Annotated in this window: 19 protein-coding genes and 1 pseudogene; 2 read left to right on the top strand and 18 right to left on the bottom strand. The window is 62.5% G+C overall.

Annotated elements, in window-relative coordinates:
* The first annotated feature begins 351 nt into the window (after nucleotides 1-351).
* The gene (locus tag PCA20602_RS13075) at nucleotides 352-1,053 is read left to right on the top strand and encodes a Bax inhibitor-1/YccA family protein (protein WP_150721580.1); all 702 of its coding nucleotides are present in this window, start codon (nucleotides 352-354) and stop codon (nucleotides 1,051-1,053) included.
* Nucleotides 1,054-1,347: 294 nt separating this feature from the next.
* Here PCA20602_RS13075 and rlmD read toward each other — a convergent pair.
* From rlmD to PCA20602_RS13020, 12 genes and pseudogenes are all read right to left on the bottom strand, one after another.
* Nucleotides 1,348-2,745, bottom strand: a pseudogene (gene rlmD, locus PCA20602_RS13070) (23S rRNA (uracil(1939)-C(5))-methyltransferase RlmD); the annotation flags it as partial.
* A 134-nt stretch (nucleotides 2,746-2,879) separates the two neighbouring features.
* Entirely contained in the window at nucleotides 2,880-3,656 is a 777-nt protein-coding gene (locus PCA20602_RS13065; RefSeq protein ID WP_150721579.1) for a 3'-5' exonuclease, read from the bottom strand.
* A gap of 152 nt (nucleotides 3,657-3,808) precedes the next feature.
* The gene (rpoS, locus tag PCA20602_RS13060; RefSeq protein ID WP_150721578.1) at nucleotides 3,809-4,915 is read right to left on the bottom strand and encodes an RNA polymerase sigma factor RpoS; all 1,107 of its coding nucleotides are present in this window, start codon (nucleotides 4,913-4,915) and stop codon (nucleotides 3,809-3,811) included.
* A gap of 15 nt (nucleotides 4,916-4,930) precedes the next feature.
* Complete coding sequence (locus PCA20602_RS13055) at nucleotides 4,931-5,719, bottom strand: peptidoglycan DD-metalloendopeptidase family protein (RefSeq protein ID WP_150721722.1); 789 nt, start codon at nucleotides 5,717-5,719, stop codon at nucleotides 4,931-4,933.
* Nucleotides 5,720-5,804: 85 nt separating this feature from the next.
* Nucleotides 5,805-6,941, bottom strand: a complete 1,137-nt coding sequence (locus PCA20602_RS13050; RefSeq protein WP_150721577.1) for a protein-L-isoaspartate(D-aspartate) O-methyltransferase — start codon at nucleotides 6,939-6,941, stop codon at nucleotides 5,805-5,807.
* A complete protein-coding gene (gene surE / locus PCA20602_RS13045) occupies nucleotides 6,938-7,699 on the bottom strand; it encodes a 5'/3'-nucleotidase SurE (RefSeq protein ID WP_150721576.1) in 762 nt (253 codons plus the stop codon). Before surE ends, PCA20602_RS13050 begins: the two co-directional genes overlap by 4 nt.
* A 159-nt stretch (nucleotides 7,700-7,858) precedes the next feature.
* Nucleotides 7,859-8,677, bottom strand: a complete 819-nt coding sequence (locus PCA20602_RS13040; protein WP_069345135.1) for an ABC transporter permease — start codon at nucleotides 8,675-8,677, stop codon at nucleotides 7,859-7,861.
* A gap of 45 nt (nucleotides 8,678-8,722) precedes the next feature.
* A complete protein-coding gene (locus tag PCA20602_RS26210; protein ID WP_281354658.1) occupies nucleotides 8,723-8,845 on the bottom strand; it encodes a hypothetical protein in 123 nt (40 codons plus the stop codon).
* Between the two features lie 6 nt (nucleotides 8,846-8,851).
* Nucleotides 8,852-9,664, bottom strand: coding sequence for an ABC transporter ATP-binding protein (locus PCA20602_RS13035; RefSeq protein WP_150721575.1), 813 nt, complete (start codon nucleotides 9,662-9,664; stop codon nucleotides 8,852-8,854).
* Nucleotides 9,664-10,695 carry an ABC transporter substrate-binding protein gene (locus tag PCA20602_RS13030; RefSeq protein WP_150721574.1) on the bottom strand — a complete coding sequence of 344 codons (1,032 nt, stop codon included), beginning with the start codon at nucleotides 10,693-10,695 and terminating at the stop codon, nucleotides 9,664-9,666. The genes PCA20602_RS13035 and PCA20602_RS13030 overlap by 1 nt, the downstream gene beginning before the upstream one ends.
* 108 nt (nucleotides 10,696-10,803) lie before the next feature.
* Complete coding sequence (locus PCA20602_RS13025) at nucleotides 10,804-12,006, bottom strand: CaiB/BaiF CoA transferase family protein (RefSeq protein ID WP_150721721.1); 1,203 nt, start codon at nucleotides 12,004-12,006, stop codon at nucleotides 10,804-10,806.
* Nucleotides 12,007-12,348: 342 nt separating this feature from the next.
* Nucleotides 12,349-13,074 carry a helix-turn-helix transcriptional regulator gene (locus PCA20602_RS13020; protein ID WP_150721573.1) on the bottom strand — a complete coding sequence of 242 codons (726 nt, stop codon included), beginning with the start codon at nucleotides 13,072-13,074 and terminating at the stop codon, nucleotides 12,349-12,351.
* Nucleotides 13,075-13,466: 392 nt separating this feature from the next.
* On the opposite strand from PCA20602_RS13020, the gene PCA20602_RS13015 reads away from it, so the two are divergent.
* Nucleotides 13,467-13,937 (top strand): hypothetical protein, encoded by a 471-nt coding sequence (locus tag PCA20602_RS13015; protein WP_150721572.1) that lies wholly within the window; start codon nucleotides 13,467-13,469, stop codon nucleotides 13,935-13,937.
* A gap of 210 nt (nucleotides 13,938-14,147) precedes the next feature.
* On the opposite strand, the gene PCA20602_RS13010 is transcribed toward PCA20602_RS13015, so the two are convergent.
* From PCA20602_RS13010 to PCA20602_RS12985, 6 genes are all read right to left on the bottom strand, one after another.
* Complete coding sequence (locus tag PCA20602_RS13010) at nucleotides 14,148-15,479, bottom strand: hypothetical protein (RefSeq protein ID WP_069345179.1); 1,332 nt, start codon at nucleotides 15,477-15,479, stop codon at nucleotides 14,148-14,150.
* Nucleotides 15,480-15,803: 324 nt separating this feature from the next.
* On the bottom strand, nucleotides 15,804-16,553 hold the full coding sequence (locus tag PCA20602_RS13005; RefSeq protein WP_150721570.1) for a peptidase C39: 750 nt from the start codon (nucleotides 16,551-16,553) through the stop codon (nucleotides 15,804-15,806).
* 12 nt (nucleotides 16,554-16,565) lie between these two features.
* The gene (locus PCA20602_RS13000) at nucleotides 16,566-17,276 is read right to left on the bottom strand and encodes a C39 family peptidase (RefSeq protein ID WP_240493735.1); all 711 of its coding nucleotides are present in this window, start codon (nucleotides 17,274-17,276) and stop codon (nucleotides 16,566-16,568) included.
* Nucleotides 17,277-17,328: 52 nt separating this feature from the next.
* Nucleotides 17,329-18,708: a hypothetical protein gene (locus PCA20602_RS12995; protein WP_150721569.1), complete on the bottom strand. Its 1,380-nt coding sequence runs from the start codon at nucleotides 18,706-18,708 to the stop codon at nucleotides 17,329-17,331.
* 30 nt (nucleotides 18,709-18,738) lie between these two features.
* On the bottom strand, nucleotides 18,739-19,374 hold the full coding sequence (locus PCA20602_RS12990) for a hypothetical protein (RefSeq protein ID WP_150721568.1): 636 nt from the start codon (nucleotides 19,372-19,374) through the stop codon (nucleotides 18,739-18,741).
* Nucleotides 19,371-19,877: a hypothetical protein gene (locus PCA20602_RS12985; RefSeq protein ID WP_150721567.1), complete on the bottom strand. Its 507-nt coding sequence runs from the start codon at nucleotides 19,875-19,877 to the stop codon at nucleotides 19,371-19,373. The genes PCA20602_RS12990 and PCA20602_RS12985 overlap by 4 nt, the downstream gene beginning before the upstream one ends.
* Nucleotides 19,878-19,882 lie beyond the last annotated feature (5 nt).

Below are 19,882 nucleotides of genomic sequence, written 5' to 3'. Positions count from 1 at the left end.
CACGAAGGCTGTTATGATGGGGATGGAACCTACAGTGCGCGTACCGCTCAAACGCAAGACGGCCGGGACTATCCGGCTTTTCGCGAAGTGGACACAGGGATGCGCGTCCCGGACCTTACCTAAATGGGAGGGTTTGGGTGCTGACGGTGGATTGAAATTCAGGCTTTTGCCCAAAGATTTCAGGAATCGTCCGAGCGCTTTCCCGGATATCTTTGGGTATCCTTGAGCTTCGACGACAAGCCGGAGCAACGGCTGCGGGGGATTCGCCGGCCGGAGTGCCGGCCATCGTATGCGTCATGAGGCGCCTGCCGGCCCCGCCAACAGGCACAACGACCACGGAGAACACAATATATGAACCAGGATTTCCAACGCTTCGGCTACGGTGGGACGGGTGGCGTCTCGACCGCACAGGTGCGCAACAAGGTGCTGCGCAATACGTATTGGCTGCTCGCGCTGTCGATGCTGCCGACGATTGCGGGGGCCTGGCTGGGCGTGACGTACGGCTTCGCGCTGTTTGCGGGCAGCCCGATGGTCAGCGTGATCTTGTTCCTTGCCATCGCTTTCGGCTTCATGTTCGCCATCGAGCGCTTCAAGAATAGTGGCGTGGGCGTCGCCCTGCTGCTGGGCTTCACGTTCTTCATGGGCCTGATGCTCACGCGCCTGCTGAGCTTCGTGCTCGGCTTTTCGAACGGCGCATCGCTCATCATGCTGGCATTCGGCGGCACCGCCGTGATCTTTACGGTGATGGCATCGGTCGCCACGGTCAGCAAGCGCGACTTCAGCGGCCTGGGCAAGTGGCTGTTCATGGGCGTGATCGTGATCCTGCTGGCGTCGGTCGCCAACATCTGGCTGCAACTGCCGGCCTTGATGCTGACGGTGTCGGTGCTCGCCATCGCGATCTTCTCGGCGTACATCCTTTTCGACGTACAACGCGTGGTGAACGGCGGCGAAACGAACTACGTCACTGCGACGCTGGCGATTTACCTCGACCTGTACAACATCTTCACCAACCTGCTCGCCATTCTTGGCGTGCTGGGCGGGAACCGCAACTAAAGCGCGGAAGGTAGCGACGGTGCCAGTTTTCCGGCACCATCCGTCGGCTCGACGGACAAAAAAAGCCAGCCCTTCGGGGCTGGCTTTTTCTTTGCTCGCGGTCTTTGCTCGATGTCTTTGCTCGGCGCCCTCATACGGCGCGAGAAGTGCCCGAACGCGCTCCGCCGCTCAGACGTCAGGCGCGTCGTGGATCACACCTTCGCCGCCAGCAGCGCCAGCAATGGCTTCTACGCCTTCATCGCGCTCGGACGCCTCGGACACGCGAATACGCGGTACCCACGGCTGACCAATGCTTTCGTGCTCGAAAACGGCCATCGACTCCACATGCGAGGTGTGCGGGAACATGTTGACGACACCCGCGAGCGTGAGACGGTAACCAGCCTCGTGCACCAGCAGGCCCGCGTCACGCGCCAGCGTGGCAGGGCTGCACGAGACATAGACGATGCGCTTGGGCAGACCTTCATAACCTTGTTGCGCCAGCTCTGCAAGCGCCTTCGAGACGGCCAGCGCCCCTTCACGCGGCGGATCGATCAGATAGCGATCGAATGCTCCCAGCGCCCGGATATCTTCTGCGGTAATGTCGAACAGGTTCCGGCAAGCAAATTCCGTACGCTCGGCGACGCCATTGCGCTGTGCATTCGCCAGCGCGCGCTCCGTCAATGCCGTACTGCCCTCAATGCCCATCACCGTACCGGCGCGACGCGCCAGCGGCAACGTGAAGTTACCCAGCCCGCAAAACAGATCGAGCACCCGCTCGTTCGACTGCGGCGCGAGCAGGCGCAACGCCCGATGCACGAGCACGCGGTTGATCTGGTGATTGACCTGCGTGAAGTCCGTCGGCTTGAACGGCATGCGGATCTGATATTCCGGCAGCGTGTAGTGAAGCTCCGGCGTCAGCGGATAGAACGGCACTGCCGTATCCGGCCCCTTCGGTTGCACCCAGAACTGCACGTGATTCGCGTCGGCAAAAGCCCGCAGGATATCTTCGTCGGCAGGGGTCAGCGGCTCGAGAATTCGCAGGACGAGCGCCGTGACATCGGCGCCGATGGCCAGTTCGATTTGCGGCAGACGCTCGCGAATCGACAGCGACTCCACCAGTCGACGCAGCGGCACCAGCATGTCCGACACGTGACGCGGCAGCACTTCGCATGAATCCATGTCGGCCACGTAACTGCTCTTACGCTCGTGGAAACCGATCAGTACGCCGCCCTTCTTCGGCACATAGCGCACCGTAAGGCGAGCCCGGAAACGGTAGCCCCAGTCCGGCCCCTGAATCGGGCGAAGCATCGCCTCGGCCCTGACCTTTCCGAGACGCGCCAGATTATCCTCCAGCACGCGCTGCTTAATGGCGATCTGGGCACGCGGCTCGAGATGCTGCATCGAGCAGCCGCCGCATTTGCCGAAATGCGGGCACTGCGGTTTGGCGCGCATCGAGCTGGAGCGCAGCACGCTGATCGTCTCGGCTTGCTCGAACTTGGGTTTGCGGCGGTAACTGAGGTACGTGACACGTTCGCCCGGCAGTGCGCCTTCGACGAAGATCACCTTGCCGGGTTTGAATTCCGGCGTGCCCGGCTCGCCCTCGGACGCGGTACGGCCAACGCCGCGCGCCTCCATGTCGAGCGATTCGATATCGATAATGCCGGGCTCGGCGCTGGGCCGATTGCGCGAAGAGTTTCGGGAGGAACGGGTCACGTCTTTATTCTCATATGCGACAGCAAACCCGGCATTTTAATCGATTCGTCCGCGAGTTATGCACGGCGGATGTTTGTCGGGTTTTCGCTGGCGCACACGCCCGTTGCAAAAACGGGCAAGTCCCCCCCCCCGGATTAGCCCCACGCGCCAAGGTATTCCTTCCAATGCGCCGCCGGCTCCTGCTCGAGAGAGCGCTTCACGAAGTCGATCTCCTGCTCGTATTCGGCCTGACGCAATCCGCCGCGCATCAACTGGTAGCGGCAGTAAACCAGATAGGTATTCACCACGTCCGTCTCGCAATAATTCCGGATCTCTTCGAGCTTGCCCTCGCGATAGGCCTGCCACACCTTGCTGCCGTCCATGCCGAGCTTGCCCGGGAATCCGCACAGCTTGGCCAGATCGTCGAGCGGTGCATTCGCGCGCGCCTGATACATCGCGAGCAGATCCATCAGATCCAGATGGCGCTGGTGATACCGGCTGATGTAGTTATTCCACTTGAACTCGCGGTCGTCCTCGCCCATATCCCAATAACGCGGCGCGGAAATGCCGTGGATCATCGCGCGGTAGTGCAACACCGGCAAATCGAAGCCACCGCCATTCCAGGATACGAGTTGCGGCGCGTACTTCTCGATCGTGCGATAGAACCCCGACACAAGCGCCCCCTCCCCGTCCTCCAGCGCGCCCAACGACTTCACACGAAAACCGTCGCGATCGCGAAAGACACAGGAGATCGCAGCAACGCGCTGCAAATGCAGCGGCAGGAAGTCGTGCCCCACCTTTTCGCGGCGCGCGGCAAACGCCGCTTCGGCGACTGCGTCATCCGTCAGTCCGGCATACGCAGGCTCAAGTTTGCGCAGACCGTCGACATCGGGAATCGTTTCAATATCGAAGACGAGAACGGGAGATGACATGGTGAAATTCAGAGGAAAAAATCAGAAGGTGTCGCCATTCGACGTCGATGCGTCCGCCCATCACGGCCCTTCATGGCCCGTCAGACCGCGCCCCATCGCCATGAATCGTCAGGCGGGCGAGAAACGTTGGTGTGGGCGACACGCCTCGCTGGTCAGAGCACGGCGTCCTTGCGCACACCGTTCGACGCGAAATAGCGCTTGAGTTTGACGAGTGCCTCTTGCTGGATCTGCCGCACGCGCTCACGGGTCAGCCCCATTTCGTCGGCCAGTTCTTCCAGCGTTGCGGGTTCCACACGGTTAAGGCCGAACCGTCGCTCGATGACGTAACGATGCTTGGTCGACAGCCGCGACAGCCAGAGCCGCATGAGATCTTCCAGTTCGCGATGCTGCACTTCCTGCTCGGGCGCTTCGCTGTGATCGTCGGAAAGCAGATCGAGCAGACTGCTGCCGGGATCGATATCGAGCGGCGCGTCGAGCGAGGCCACATGCTCGTTGAGCGCCAGGATATCGGTGATCTCCTCCGGCGTCTTGCCCGTGAGATCCGCGATATCCTCGATGCTCGCGTCGCGCTGCTCGCCACCATCGACGTAAGCCGCGCTTTTCTCGAGGTGACGCTTCGCGCGTAGCACCTGATTGAGTTCGCGGATGACGTGTACCGGCAAACGCACCGTGCGCGCCTGATTCATGATGGCGCGCTCGATACTCTGCCGAATCCACCACGTTGCGTACGTCGAGAAACGGAATCCACGGCCCGGGTCGAATTTCTCGATGGCGTGCATCAACCCGAGATTGCCTTCCTCGATCAGATCGAGCAACGGCACGCCACGATTGAGATAACCCTTGGCGATGCTCACGACGAGACGCAGATTGCGCTCGATCATGACCTGACGCGCCGCGAACTCGCCGGCTTGCGCGCGCGTGGAGTAATCAAGCTCCTCCGCGGGCGTCAGCAGCGGTTTGACACTGATGCGATTGAGATAGTGCTGAACGGTGTCGGCCGTGAGTTCGGCCTGCAGCACGGTGCCGAAGTCGTCGGCGTCGGCGGACTTGCGTTTGCGGCCCGATCCAGAACCGGAGTCGGAGCCCTCTTCGCCAGCCTCACCGTCGGATGACGAGGCGTCGTCATCCTCCGCCTCGCGCTCGTCGAAAGCGTCGTCCACGTCCTCATCCTGCCGGGATTGCCGATCGTCAACGTCCTGATCGGTCTCCGGGGCAGCGAGGTCTTCCTCTTGCGAAGTACGACGCTTTCTCTTGAGCATTCGACCCTGCCTATTTTAGTGAGGCGGCAAATACTTCATCGGATCCACAGGCTTACCGTCCTTACGCACCTCGAAATGCAGCATGACACGATCTGCATCCGAGTTGCCCATTTCGGCGATTTTCTGACCCCGCGTCACGGAGTCGCCTTCCTTGACCAACAGTTTGCTGTTGTGCGCATACGCCGTCAAGAAGGTGGCATCGTGTTTGATGATGATGAGGTTGCCATACCCGCGAAGGCCGGCCCCCGAGTACACCACTTTCCCCGCGCCAGCGGCGTAGATCGGATCCGAGACCCTGCCACCGATATTCAGGCCCTTGTTCTTCGAATCGTCGAAGCGGCCCACCACGTCGCCTTTGGCCGGCCACGACAGTTGCAAGTCACCGCTGGACACTGCCGACGGCGCCCCCGAAGCCGCCGAGCTGGTGGCCGGCGGCGTCACGACAGCCGGCGGCACGGCAGCGGCGTTATTGCCATTCGAGGCCGGCGTGCTGGCCACCGGCGGCGGCAACGGCGTACCGGTGTCGCCCGCAGGCGGCTTCACGCGCAGCACCTGACCGACTTCGATCTGGTCGGGGTTCTGAATATTGTTCCAGCGCGCGATATCGCGATAATTCTGCCCGTTCTCCAACGCGATGCGATAGAGACGGTCCCCCGGCTTGACCCGGTAAAACCCCGGCGGAACCGGCGTGTTGTCGACGATGGGCACGGTAGCGCCCGGTACACTGCTGTCGGTCGTCGTACCGCCTACGGTACGGTCGACGACCGGTGCGCCGACTTGTCGCGATGCGCACGCTGCCAGCATGCTCAGCAACAGGACACTGGCAACGCGTTGTTGGAAACCCGCTCGCAAATTCACTCAAATCCTCCGCAGAATTGGCCCGACGGGCTCAAATGATGCCCGATTTTAAGGGGACGAATAACACCCTATCAAGCTGCGTCTCGCGCCATTGGCGCGCACCGATGCGCTCGATGAGGGTCAAAATTTGTTGCTCACCACCAACGGGGGCGACGAGACGCGCCCCCACCGCCAGCTGATCGACCAGCGCATCCGGAATCTCGAGGCCTGCCGCGGCGATCACGATGCCGTCGAACGGCGCCACCGCCGGCAGCCCCAGCCGCCCGTCGCCGTAATGCAGACGGATATTCGGCACCCGCAACGGCCGAAGATTGGCTTTCGCACGTTCGTGCAGCGGCCGCACCCGTTCGATCGAATAAACGTCCTTCGCGACACAGGACAGCACCGCCGCCTGATAACCGCAGCCAGTACCGATCTCCAGCACCTTCTCCAGGGGACGCCCGCCAGCGAGCAGCAGCTCAATCATGCGCCCGACCACGGACGGCTTCGAAATCGTCTGCCCATGACCGATCGGAAGGGCGGCATCCTCATAAGCCTGATTGGCCAGCGCCGCGTCGACGAACCCGTGGCGCGGCACAGTCGCAAGCGCTGCCAGCACGCCCGGGTGTTTGACGCCCGAGGCCGCCACGCGTTCAGCCATGCGGGCGCGCACGCGCTCCGACGTCAGGCCGATCCCGTCGGGGGAAACACCGACCGACGAGATCCCGGCCGACACTTTCACACCTGTCGTGGGCCGCACCGTACTTTTGCTCGAAGGCGCGCCAGGCGCCGGTTTGGACACAACGGTGGCATTTGGCGCCTTACCGCCCGGCCTGACCGGAATTTTCACACCATGAGGCGCGGGCTGCGCGTGTGGCGTCGCCGCCGGGCGCGCCAGCCCTTTGGGCACCACCGCGTGCGAAGCGTGCGCACCGGCTGGACGCGCAGAAGCACCCGCCAGCGACGTCGAAGCCGCACGCAAACCATTGTGACTGCCTACCGCCGACGTCTTCCCCACGCCTTGATTCGCCGATGTCGCTGTGCCATTCGGCGCCTTGCGCGTCATGGCCGCAGGCGGCGCCCCGGCCGGACTCGCACGCGACGACTTGTCGAGCACCGGCGCCTTGCGCTGCCGGCGGGTCATCACTTCGGCCAGAGGGAGGGGAAAACGCTTCGGCGATGTCGTCATCGTTGGGCCACCCCTGCGCTGGCCAGCCAATCGTGCACGACGCCAAGTCGTGCGGTATGCGTGAGATCCAGTTGCAAGGGGGTGACCGAGACGTAGTCGTGCGCCACGGCGTGGAAATCGGTGCCTTCGCTGCTATCGCGCGCGTCGCCGGCTGGGCCGATCCAGTAAATCGCTTCGCCGCGCGGATTTTCCTGACGGATGACCGGCTGCGATTGGTGTCGTTTGCCGAGGCGCGTCGCCAATGCACCTTTCAGGCGCTCGTACGGCAAATTGGGAATATTGACGTTCAGCAGGAACGGCGCGCCCAACGGCCGCTCCATGTAGCGCTCGACCACCTCGCGCGCCACGAGCGCCGCGCTATCGAGATGCCCCCAGCCTTTGTCGACCTGAGAGAACGCGAACGAAGGGATCCCGAAAAGAAACCCCTCGGTGGCGGCGGCCACGGTCCCCGAATAGAGCGTGTCTTCGCCCATGTTCTGACCGTTGTTGATACCCGAGACCACGATATCGGGACGCTGGTCGAGCAAGCCAGTCAACGCCACGTGGACGCAATCGGTCGGCGTGCCGTTGATAAAAGTGAAATCGTTGGGCGCTTTGAAGACGGAAAGCGGCCGTTGCAAGGTCAAGGAATTGGACGCACCGCTACAGTTCTGTTCGGGCGCCACCACGGTAATGTCGCCAAGCGGTGCCAGCGCTTCGTAAAGCGCGGCCAGGCCTGGCGCCTGATACCCATCGTCGTTGCTGAGCAGGATTCGCATGCGGCAATTGTAACCGAGGAAAGGTGCTCCGATATGACGCCATGGCGCCAACTTTGGCGTTCCGCCCTGCCCCATGCACCACCAGGTCGTCGCGCCTTCACAGTAGCGTCACGGCGACGAGACCGCGATGGAACGGCGTCGCCATGACGCCGGACTCCGCTACATCTTCTCCGTTTCTCCGGCTTGCGGCTGCCAGACGAGCAAACGTCGCTCGACCACGCCCACCAGCCCATCGAGCACCAGCGCGAACGCGGTGAGAATCAACACCCCGGCGATGACGGCGTTGATGTCGAACGTGCCTTCCGCCTGCAAAATGAGATAACCCACACCGCGCGCCGAGCCCAGGTACTCCCCGACCACTGCCCCGACAAACGCCAGACCGACCGAGTTGTGCAGGCTCGAGAACACCCAACTGGTTGCGCTGGGCAGATACACGCGACGCAGCAACTGGCGTTGGTTCGCCCCGAGCATGCGCGCATTGGCGAGCACCACCGGGCTGACTTCCTTCACGCCCTGATACACGTTGAAGAAGACGATGAAGAACACCAGCGTGACGCCGAGTGCGACCTTCGACCAGATGCCAAGCCCGAACCACACGCCGAAGATCGGGGCGAGGATCACGCGAGGCATCGAGTTGGCGGCCTTGATGTACGGGTCGAGCAGTGCACCGGCGCTGGGCGAGAGCGCCAGCCACAACCCCACCGCCAGACCGAGCACGGTGCCGATGGCAAACGCCAGCATCGTTTCGAGCAAAGTCACGCCAAGGTGCAGATAGATCTCTCCGCTAACGAACCACTGCCAGATCTGAAGCAGCACCTTTTGCGGTTCGCCGAAGAAAAAGGCGGCCTTGTCCGGGCTGTCGAAATAAAACGCGGGCAGCAGCGTGGGACTCGTGAGGACATACCAGACGAGAAAGGCCACCACCAGCAGCAGCCATTGCCACAGCCGCAGGTGCCGCATGAACGAACGATTACGCATGACGAACGAATTCCGGGAATATCAGACGAGCGACAGGCCGAGTCCTCAGACCAGCCAGTCGAACAAGCCAAAGCCGTCCGGCAAATCGAACCAGTCCATCCAGTCGAGCCAACCCGGCCAGTTGAGCCAGTTTAGCGAGACGGTAAGAAAACCTGCGATTTGCCACATGACGATTCAGACCGCCTTTAACTGTTGTGCATAGCCCTTGAGGACTTCCTCGCGCAGCACATCCCATATCTGGGCATGCAACTCGGTGAAGCGGGGATGATTCCGGATTTCCGCTACGTCACGCGGGCGCGGCAGATCGATCCGAAACTCTCCGATCGGGTGCGTACCCGGCCCGGCCGCGAGCACCACGACGCGATCGGACAAGGCAATGGCCTCATCCAGATCGTGCGTGATGAACAACACGGCACGACGCTTGGCCGCCCACAACTCCAGCAACTCGTTCTCCATGAGCTGACGCGTCTGAATATCGAGTGCCGAAAACGGCTCGTCCATCAGGATGATGTCCGGATCCAGAATCAGCGTCTGCGCCATGGCGACACGCTTGCGCATGCCCCCGGAGAGTTGATGCGGGTACCGGTCGCCGAAACCGCCCAGCCCGACACGCTTGAGCCAATCATGCCCGCGTGCCTTCGCTTCGTCGGGTGCCACACCGCGAAACTCCAGCCCGGCAGTCACGTTGTCGATCGCGTTGCGCCAGGGCATCAGGGCTTCGGCCTGAAACATATAGCCGGCCCGGGCGTTGATCCCCTTGAGCGGCTCCCCGAACACCTTGATCGATCCGGACGACGGCGCCAGCAAACCCGCGGCCACATTGAGCAGCGTGGACTTGCCGCAGCCCGTCGGCCCGACGACGGAGACGAATTCGCCGGGCGCGATGTCGAGCGACGTATCGGCCACGGCCGTATAGCGTTTGGCGCGATCGTCGCGCGCGACGAAGGTACAGTTAATGCTTTCGAAACTCAGAGCCGGCGCAGTCATCATTTGTACTTGGCGTCGGCTTTCTTGGTGAACTCGTTCGTGAACGTCTTCGACAGATCGATCGACTTGCCCTTCACGGTCTCGTCGAACGCCTGCAACGTGCGCAGCGCAGTCGCCGGGCCGTCCGCCGGAATCAGACCGTCCGGCGAGATGGCTTCCTTCACCCGGCTCCACGCGTCGAGGTAAAGCGCGCGGTCCCCCAGCAGATAGGCGTCGGGAACCGTCTTGATGAGGTCGGCCTGCCCTGCCGTCTGAAGCCAGCGCAGCGCGCGGACCATCGCATTGGTCAGTGCTTGCGTGGTGTTCGGATTCTTCTGAATGAACGATTCGTTCGTGTAGAGGCAACCGGCCGGCATGTTGCCACCGAACACGGACACCGTTTCCTTGAGCGTACGCGTATCCGAGATCACACGAATCTCCTTGTCGCGCTCGAGCATGGTGATCACCGGGTCCAGGTTGACGATCGCGTCGATGTTGCCCGAGCGGACCGCGGCCAGCGCGCCCGACGACGCCCCGACACCGACGAAGGCCACCTCATTGGGCTTGATGCCGCCCTTGGCCAGCACGAAGTTCGCCATGATGTTGGTCGACGAACCCGGCGCCGTCACACCGATCTTCTTGCCACGCAGATCGGCAATCGACTTGTAATTCGGCATCGTCTTGTTCGACACGCCGAAAACGATCTGCGGCGCACGCCCCTGCAACACGAAGGCGCGGATGAACTGGTTCTTCGCCTGCAACAGAATCGTGTGTTCGTAGGCCCCCGAGACCACGTCGGCACTCCCGCCGACGAGTGCCTGCAAAGCTTTCGAACCGCCAGCAAAGTCGGAGATTTCGACATCGAGTCCTTCGTCCTTGAAGTAATTCAGGCGCTCGGCAATCGTGAGGGGCAAGTAATAGAAGAGGTTCTTACCCCCGACCGCGATGGCGACCTTGGTCTTCTCCAGCTTGTTTTGCGCGAAGCCGGGGCGAATGCCTGCGCCAATCAGGCTGGTAGCGGCCAGTGCCGTGACGAACTGACGTCTTTGCATGGTGTTGTTGTCTCCGTGGTTGCAACGTACTTTCTTTGTTTGTTCGACGTGCTTTATTCTCGGACCGCAGCCAGAACTGCGCCCCGTGATGCTGCGCGTAGCGACGTCTCAGATAACGCCGTTCTCGCGCAATGCCTTGATTTGCCCGGCATCATAACCCAGTTGCCCAAGCACCTCGTCCGTGTGTGCGCCCAGCTCGGGGCCGAGCCACTGGGTCTCGCCGGGTGTGTCGGAGAGCTTCGGCGAGATGTTGGGCAGATCGATCGGCGTACCGTCGGGGAACGTATGACGCTGGATCATCTGACGCGCAATGAACTGCGGATCCTTGAACATGTCGGCCACCGTGTAGATCCGGCTCGCCGGCACGTCGGCGCCCTGAAGCACCGCCAGTGCCTCGTCGATGGAATGCACCTGCGTCCACCGACCGATAGCCTCGTCGATCTCCTGCGTACGAGGCACACGGCCATCGTTATGGGCCAGCCCCGGATCTTCGGCCAGATCGGTGCGTCCGATGGCGTGCATCAGACGTTTGAAAATCGGATCGCTATTGCCGCCGACGACGATCATGCCGTCCGCGCACGGATAGGTGTTCGACGGCACGATGCCCGGCAGCGACGCACCGGTACGCTCCCGCACCATGCCCGCCACGCTGTACTCCGGCACCACACTCTCCATCAGATTGAATACCGCCTCGTACAAGGCGACATCGACGACCTGCCCTCGTCCGCCATTCATGTTGCGGTGATGCAGGGCCATCATGGCGCCGATCACACCATGCAGCGCGGCAATCGAGTCGCCGATAGAGATGCCGATGCGCGGCGGCGGCAGTTCCGGGTACCCCGTGATATGACGCAACCCACCCATCGATTCGGCAATCGCACCGAAACCGGGACGGTCACGGTACGGGCCCGTCTGGCCATAGCCAGAAAGCCGCACCATCACCAGCCCGGGGTTCTCGGCACAGAGTTGCTCGTAACCCAACCCGAAACGCTCGAGCAGTCCGGGCCGGAAATTCTCGACGACGATATCGGCCTGCGCCGCGAGCTTGCGCACGATGGCCTGCCCTTCCGGCGACTTCAGATTGATCGTGACCGACTTCTTGTTGCGCGCCTGCACGGCCCACCAGAGGGAGGTCCCCCCTGCGTCGGGATGCAGCTTGCGCCACTTGCGCAGCGGATCGCCATGCTGCGGGTCTTCGATCTTGATGACCTCGGCGCCGAACTCGCCCAACATGCGGGCCGCGAACGGGCCGGCAATGAGCGTACCGAGTTCGAGCACTTTGACGCCGGCAAGCGCACCGAAGCCCGGCACGCCAGCGGCCTGCGCGGAACGATCGGGAGCACCGGAAGACGGCAAGGAGGATGTGACAGATGGCGAGGATGCCGAAGCAGCACCTTGCGGCGGCGTAGATTCGAACGGCGTGGACGACTTGGACAACGCTGGGACTCCTGAGCCTGGCCGACACGCATCACGGTCGGCGCTCGAGACGCTGCCGGTCGGCGGCGCCCGTGCAAATAGTTGGCAAATGAAGTTCGTATAGTAATTCGACAGCGGGGATCGGCCAACAAACTCAGGGGAAATCCGGAATCGTCCGAGCCGGTTTGTCGCAATATCCGATATCCACTAACCGAACCGAGCCCGGACGAGACCTTCTCAGGTCTCGAACAGATGGCGCGCACCGCGCTGCGCTGCAATATAAATTGCCTCACCGCGATTGCGCGCGCCGAGTCGCCGGTACAGCGCAGACACATGGGTCTTCGCCGTGCCCTCGGAGATCACCAGTTGCTGGCAGATCGTCTTGATGGACAGCCCGCGTGAGAGGAGCGCCAGAATTTCATATTGCCGTTGAGAGATGCCGAGCAGCGCCGATTCAGCAAGCTGCGTCGCCTTGTCGCCCCCAAGCGGAAACACCGGCAGGCGAGATAGCGGCAATGCGTCGCCCAGCGCCTCTTGCCGCCAGAGCACCAGCAGCGTTGAGAGCGCCTCTTCCGGCACGAAACGACCGCCCGAGAATGCCAGATCGAACACGGAGCGAACACGCGCGACGGAATTGGGCCACGGCAGGCAGGCGGCCACGCCAGCCTGCAACCACCGAATGATCTCGTCGGGAAAACCCGCATCGCCTACGACGACGACGGGCACAGGCGGCACGCATTCGGCGGCAATCGCGCACAGCGTGTCGACCGCCGGCGTCCGCGCGACAGACTCATCGAGCACCAGCGCGCGACGCGACGGCAACTCGCGCAGCCAGACCCAGTCCTGCGTGGTCACATGCTCCACGTGCCGCAAGACCGGTGGTGTCACGTTCGCATCGGTTTGCAATGCGATTTGCAGGCCGCTCAGCCAGGTGGCAGCCTCACCTACGACCAGCACACGCATGATTTCCCCTGATATTCCGGTCGGCACCCCCGCGCCGCCGCCCCATTTTTGTCATGCTTACCGCGCCTTTGGCCTTATTGATATGCCGGTGACATGCACGTCGCATCTCACCCGGACAAAAACCGAAGAAACCCTCCAGTTCTCGCCATACTTTACGCATAAGGCGTCGCCTTGCTTTCAAGGCAGTTTATGCGTGAAGCCCGCGCAACGGCGAGTCCGCCCGTCACGAATGCCTGTGCTTGTTGCCTGAGCGCGACAAACCGCAATCTGCGTAAATTATTTACTCAATTTTCGGAGATTCCGCTATTACTTTTTCCCTTTCCTTTCTCGAATCGCGCAATAGAATACAAAAAGTCTGTGAGGACAGCACACGGAGCCCGGGGGGGCAGGCCATGTTCAAGATCACCGTCAGCACGACGCGCAGGGCGATATTTTGTGTTGCCGCTGCGTGCATCGCGAATACTGCACAAGCCGATGTCAATGGCCTTGGCGGCATTGGCGGCGCCGTTCCGGTAGCCGTCAGCGATGCACTGCTTGCCAGCACGCACGCCGCCAACCTGCAACGCAGCCTCGTCACCAGTATCGGCAATGCCGCGCCTGCGGCCCTCGCGCCGGCCCATTCAACAACGATCAGCACCGCCAACAACGTTCGCTTGTGGGACGAAGTGATCCCGCCGGCCCCGTCGCCTAAGCCGGCGCAAGGGTCATTGCCGCCCTCAGCGCAGCCGCGCACCATCGTTGCCGTCTCGGCGGCACAGCCGATGCCGCAAGTGCAACAGGCGCCAGCGACCATGATGGCGACGAGCTTCAAGGCGAATGCCGGCGCTGTCGTCACGCGCATGCACGCCGGGCCCGCACGCTAACCGAATCACCACCGAGCGCAGCGACAAACGCCAACGCCCGGCAGTCCCACTGCCCCTTCGGTCACATCGTTACCCATTCAGAACACCAAAACCTGTGCGCACCGACGTCGGATGCACGCAGAACACTCGCGCGTCCGTTCCTGCTGACGGAACTGAAAGGCGCCGCCCCTACGGATGAGAGGCGAGCGCCGTTGACAGCTTTCGCTACGTTCAGAACGTGTACGGGAAGCGGACACCGATCACATAGTTCGGTGCATCCGGCGACATGCCGGCGTTGACGTACCCATTCACGGTCCAATGCTTGTTGATGGCGTAGTTGATGCCGAAGTTGAGCGACGCCGCGTTGGTCGTACTGCCCGCCACCGTCGTCCAGCCCGCGCCCGGCGACGCCGTCTTGGTCGCCCGCGAAATCGCGGTCGAATACGAGATCGACAGCGCCGTCTTGTCGTTGAGCGCCAATGCCATCCCCGCGCCGACCTGGACGATATCGCCCAGCTTGACCTTCGCAGGGGACGTGGTGCCTTCGATGGTCGAAATGTCGTCAAACGAGCGCGCCACGTTGTACGTGTAGGCTACGTTCGCGAACAACACGATCGGATCGTAAGTCCGCAGGAACGACAGGCCCGCCGTAATTGCCCAGATGCCGTTCCCTGTGGGCAGACGCGACGGGGTGGTCAGGTTGTTGTTGCTCGGGTCGGGCGTGCCGAGCTTGATGCCGAACGGCGACGTGCCGGTCGGCGCCGTCACGCGCAACGACGCCACGATATCGGGCCAGTTCGCATTTTCCTTGACGAGCTGGTAGTAGATCGACGCGTTCACGTCGCCGATATTCGCGGAGTTCTTGCTGATGTCGCTGATCGACGACGCCGCACCGCCTACGCCCCCGGAAATGAAGTCCGAGTTGCGATACAGGTACGGCACGTCGAACGACACGCTCAACCGGTCGGTGATCCCGTAACGCGTATTGACGTCGAACGTCCACACGTTGGCCTTGGTCTGGCCGAGGTTCAACTGACCGAGGAAGATGGCATCGAGCGCGAGAAAACCGCTCAGCACCAATTGACGGCGATCGTAGTAGCTGTAGCTGATACCGGCGTCGATGGTGAGCTTGCGGTCGAACAGCGGGGCGTGCTGCGCCTGCACCACGGCTTCTTCGGCCGGCGTGCGCTGCGATTCGGTCTCGCTCTTCTGCATTTGCTGCGTCTCGCCGATCGGCGTGGCCGAGGTCGGCCCGGCAGCCCCGGCAGCGCCGCCGCCCGGTGTGCCTGCCGAGCCGGCGGCAGAGCCGTCGCCTGGCGAGACTTGCGCGATCTGCGCGGTATCCCATGCGGTCAGACCGCGCCCGCGTTGCGCCATCTCGATATCCGTGAGGCGCTGCTTGAGAGAAGAAATTTCCCGCTGCTGCCGGTCAACCATATCCATCAACATCTGGATACGGTTGTCCGGCGATGGGTTCGTATGCTCCTGAGCCTGGGCCGATAGCGTGAAAAGCAGTACCCCCAACGGAATAGCGGCAACGGGAAAAAAGCGGTGAGTGTTCATGATCCCCCCCGGGTGAAAAAGCGGACGGGCGTCCGCGCGCAATCCAACAAACACGTATTGCCAACAACGGTTGTCCTTGCTGCTCGACTGCGGGGTGATGCGTGCGAAACCCGGACCGGGCTCTGCCGACATCACCTTCTTGTACGCCGCGAGTGCTCTGCGGCGGCGCCCCACGTCTTGTTGTCATGGCGTCCTGTCGGACGTTGCGGCCGAAGCCGGACCGTTCATGCACGACAGTCCGGCGACGTCACTACCCTTGCCACTGCGATCACTGCCTTCACCGAGGCCACGGCAACGACTGTCGTGACCTCGCGTGTCTGAACGTCAATGGCGCACGGCGATCATGTTCGCCATCGCGTTCTGCACACCGAGCTGACGCAGCCCTGCCGACGTGAGCGCGCCCGTCTGCAAGTTCAGTTGCAACGTGTTCATCACCTGTTGCGCGTTGCCTGCGACTTGCACGACCTGCATGATCTGGTTCATCGCGCCGCCCGCACCACCGGCGATGCTCTGCCCGAGGTTGCCGTTCGGCGTGTTGAGCGCGAGTTGCATGCCGGCCGACGAGATCGCCACGCTGGCGCTCAGATTGCCCACCGTGGTGTTCGAGCTGCTGGTACTGCTTCCGCTCACCGGCACCAGCAGCGCGAGCGATATGCCCGGGCCGTACTGGATGATGGCTTTGTTCATGGCGTTGTTTGCGTCGCCTGCAACCTGCGTGATCTGTGCGACGCCGTTCATCAGCACGTTGGCGCCACCGGTAACCGATTGCGTCGTGGGCGCCGTCGCATTCACGACACCGGGGATGATCGCCGTCGAGCTACCGGTCTGGACCTGACCGTTAGTCACGCCGAGCACACCGGTCGCCATCAGGCTCGCCCCGGTCGGCATCTGCCACTGCGATTGCATGACGAGCTGAAAGCCCGTGATCATGTTCTGTTGTGCGTATTTGCCGGTCGCATGCGAGAGGACTTCATCGCTTACAGGCGTCCAGCTCTCGGGCACCACACTCGACGCAAATGCCGGCACGGCGCTTGCGAACAGCGGGATGGCCAACATCGGGACATATCGATTCATGATGGTCTGGTCTCAAAACAGATCCGCCCGGATGATGCCGAAGTCCACCATCGGGGTCGGTGACGTCCCGGTCGCCAGCGCGCCATCGCGCAACTTGGCTGCCAGGGATTCATTGCCTTTGAGCAGCGGTGAATCCTCCAGAAACGGCTTGCCGATGACCGCCAGCACCAAGCCATTCCACTGCTTGGCAAAATCGGCCTGCTCGATGATGCGATTGCCCAGCGCCGGATCGGAGACGAACACCCGACCGTCCTTCGCCGCCTTTACGACCACGAAGTGCTGATATCCATTGACGTCGATGAGCGCAATGACCGGGATCTTCAGGTCGTAGAGCGCACTGACATCGACTTTGAAACCTCGCCCCTCGAGTCCCAGCGTCTCCACGAATTTCTTCATGTCGAGCATCGAGAAGCCGTTCTTGATGACCGTGTCCGGATTGGAGAAGGCCATCATTCGCTGAATCATTTCCGTCTCGGGAATGTTGATCCCGTAGCCGTATCGCAGCAGCGTCGAGAGCGCTGCGGACCCACAACTGAAGTCGTATTCCTGCTGGACCAGATTCACGTAGTGCATCGACTTGAACGAGCGCATCTTCTTGACCGCCGGTACACCGATCGAAGACTCCAGGTTCACCGATGCATACTGCGCGTGCCCGGCCACGCTTGCGCACGCCAGAGCGCAAACCGTAGCGATCCTTACGACGGCACGACGCGTATCGCTCATGACACACCTCATGAAAAAACCGGTCCGGGATTCCCCGGACCGGTCAGGTACATCACTTGATTGCCGAGATGGCGAGGCTGTTGGCCTGAACGTTGCCGATACCGGCTGCCACGTTCACACCCACGTTGCCGCTGGCCCATTGCAGGGCACCGTTGCCAAGTGCTGCATTGGCGACGAAGTCACCCGAGGCCTTCATGCCTGCGACCTGGTCGGTTTGTGCCGTCGAGTTGGCAGCACCGCCCTTGTACCAGCCATGCGCGCCTTGCGAGACAGCCGCCGACAGGTTGTTGCCCTGCACGTTGCCGACACCCGAAGCCACGTTCACGCCGACGTTGCCGGTCGCCCCTGCCAGTGCACCGTCACCCACGCTGGCGTTGACCATGAACTGCGAGATCTTGGCCGAGCCTTGCGAGGACTGGTTCGAGAACACCTGGGCCGACGCATACACCGGCTGCGCGTTGAGCGAGGCGATGGCGACGTTGTTGGCCTGAGCGTTATCGGCACCTGCTGCCACGTTCACACCGACGTTGCCGTTGGCGTTAGCCAGCGCGCCGTTGCCGAGCGTTGCGCCCATCGTCTGATACGTTGCCGTATTGACGTGGAGCGTGAGCGCGCCCTTCTGCCACGTGGTGGCCTTCGTGTAGGTGTTCGAGAAGCCCCACAGTGCGCCCGCCGCGATCGACTCGCTCGAGACCGAAGCCTGACCTGCGTTGAACAGACCATGGAATGCGGCATCGAAGCTCTTCTGCGTGTTCAGGAAGCCACCGGCGAGGAAGCCTCCGGCCGCTTGCGACTGCTGGCCGTAAGCGTAGCCACCCCAGGCGGAACCTTGACCGGCACCGGCATTGCCAACGATGTAGCCGCCATACAGTGCGAGGCCACCCGGCAGCGGGATGATGCCGCCACCGATGATGCCGCCGGCTGCTGCCACGTTGGAATACTGATACCCGCCACCGGTCACGAAGCCGCCCGAACCGGAGCTCGACTGGCCTGCGACATACCCGGCACCGGCCTGGAACGACTGGCTGGTGTTCAGGTGGCCGTTGGCCTCGGCATTCACCCACGACGTCGTGTTGTTATACGACGTGGTGGTTGCGCCGCCGATCAGATACGCGCCGCCCGTGTTCGAGACCGTGGTGGTCTTCGAATTGACGCCCGTCGTCACATGCCCCGTGACATAGGAGCCGAGCAGCGGGCCCGTCAGGTTCACGTGATGCACGTCGACCTTCTGGTTGTTCTGCACGACGGCGTTGCCGGTGTTATCCACCGTGACGCAGCCGCGAATCCCGATCAGACCGAAAATACCGACCAGGTTCAGAACGTTGGTCTCGTTGCCGATGAACGAGAAGCTATATTGCTGGTGATGGGGCGACGCCATGGCGGTACCCGTTGCTACCAGCAGTGCAGCCGCTGCAATTGCTTTCGTTTTCATGACCATCTCCTTGACGAGAGAGTTACCCAGTTAAAAAGATGTGCCCGCCGGGGGACGGAGCACAAAAACATTTGCGGTTACATTGCCTATCCCAGCCGACTGGTTCACCTGCAACACTCCACTGGCTCCACGGAAGGCGTCACTGGAAATCGACGCCGTGCGGAACTGATCGTTGAGGTTGTGGTGGCCAGCCGGGCCACCCTTGGAGATCGCAGCGGATAGTGCCGTATCCGATACGCTCGCCACTCCAGACGCATCGCCAGTCACAATGACGGTCGCGTTGCGTTGAAGATTGCCGGCACCGCTCGCCTGGTTGACTTGCGTCAGCCCCGAGGTGCCTGAAAATGCGTTGCCCTGAATTGCGGCGCTCGCGGCGCCCGTCGTCGTCGTGACGAGTGCCTGTTGATTCGTGCTCGACATGCCGGTCGTCACACTGCCGCCATTGGCAATGAGCGCGCTGTTGGCCTGAGCGTTGTTCACACCGGCGGCCTGATTCACGCCCAGTGCGCCCGATACCCCCACAGCCACGCCGCTTTCGACGGTGGCGTGCGTGCCGGCGAGCTCACCGCTCACGAGCCAAAGGTCTTGCGCCTGACACGTTCCGGCGACGGCAGCCACTGCCGCAGCCAGCGCGATGGCGCGCATCACATTGCGATTTGCGCTCATTTGGCGGCTCCTGCTGCACCCAGCGTCGTGAGCGGCGCCAGCGCCGAGTTGATGACCGACGGGACGAGCGTGCCGATACTGCCGATACCGCCTCCGCCACCGGCGCCTGCGCCAAAGCCGCCGCCGACGCCGTTAGTGGTGTTCAGGCCGTTGCCGCCGCGAGCGTTACCGACCAGCACGCCCATCACCGGATTGATGCCCGACTGCACGGAACTCGTGACGAGGCCGGCATTGGCGCGGCCCGTGAGCTCACCATCCGTCACCTGACTGACGGCGCCCATTGCCGTATTGAACGGCCCCGTCGGGAAAGCCGGGACGGCGATGCCGATCGGATTCTGTTCACGGGGCAGGCCGCGGTAGGCGATCTGCGGGCCGATGTTGCGTTCGATCACCAGATCGCCCGGCGTCGCCGGTTCGGCCTTCGCCTGACCGGGGATCATGGCCGGGGTCAGCGCCACGAGCATCGTGGCGAGGACCGCAGGCGAGAGAGAGAATTGGGTCATGTCGA

The organism is Pandoraea capi, assembly GCF_902459735.1.
In the GTDB taxonomy this organism is placed as follows: Bacteria; Pseudomonadota; Gammaproteobacteria; order Burkholderiales; family Burkholderiaceae; genus Pandoraea; species Pandoraea capi.
This window is presented reverse-complemented; position numbering and strand designations above follow the sequence as displayed.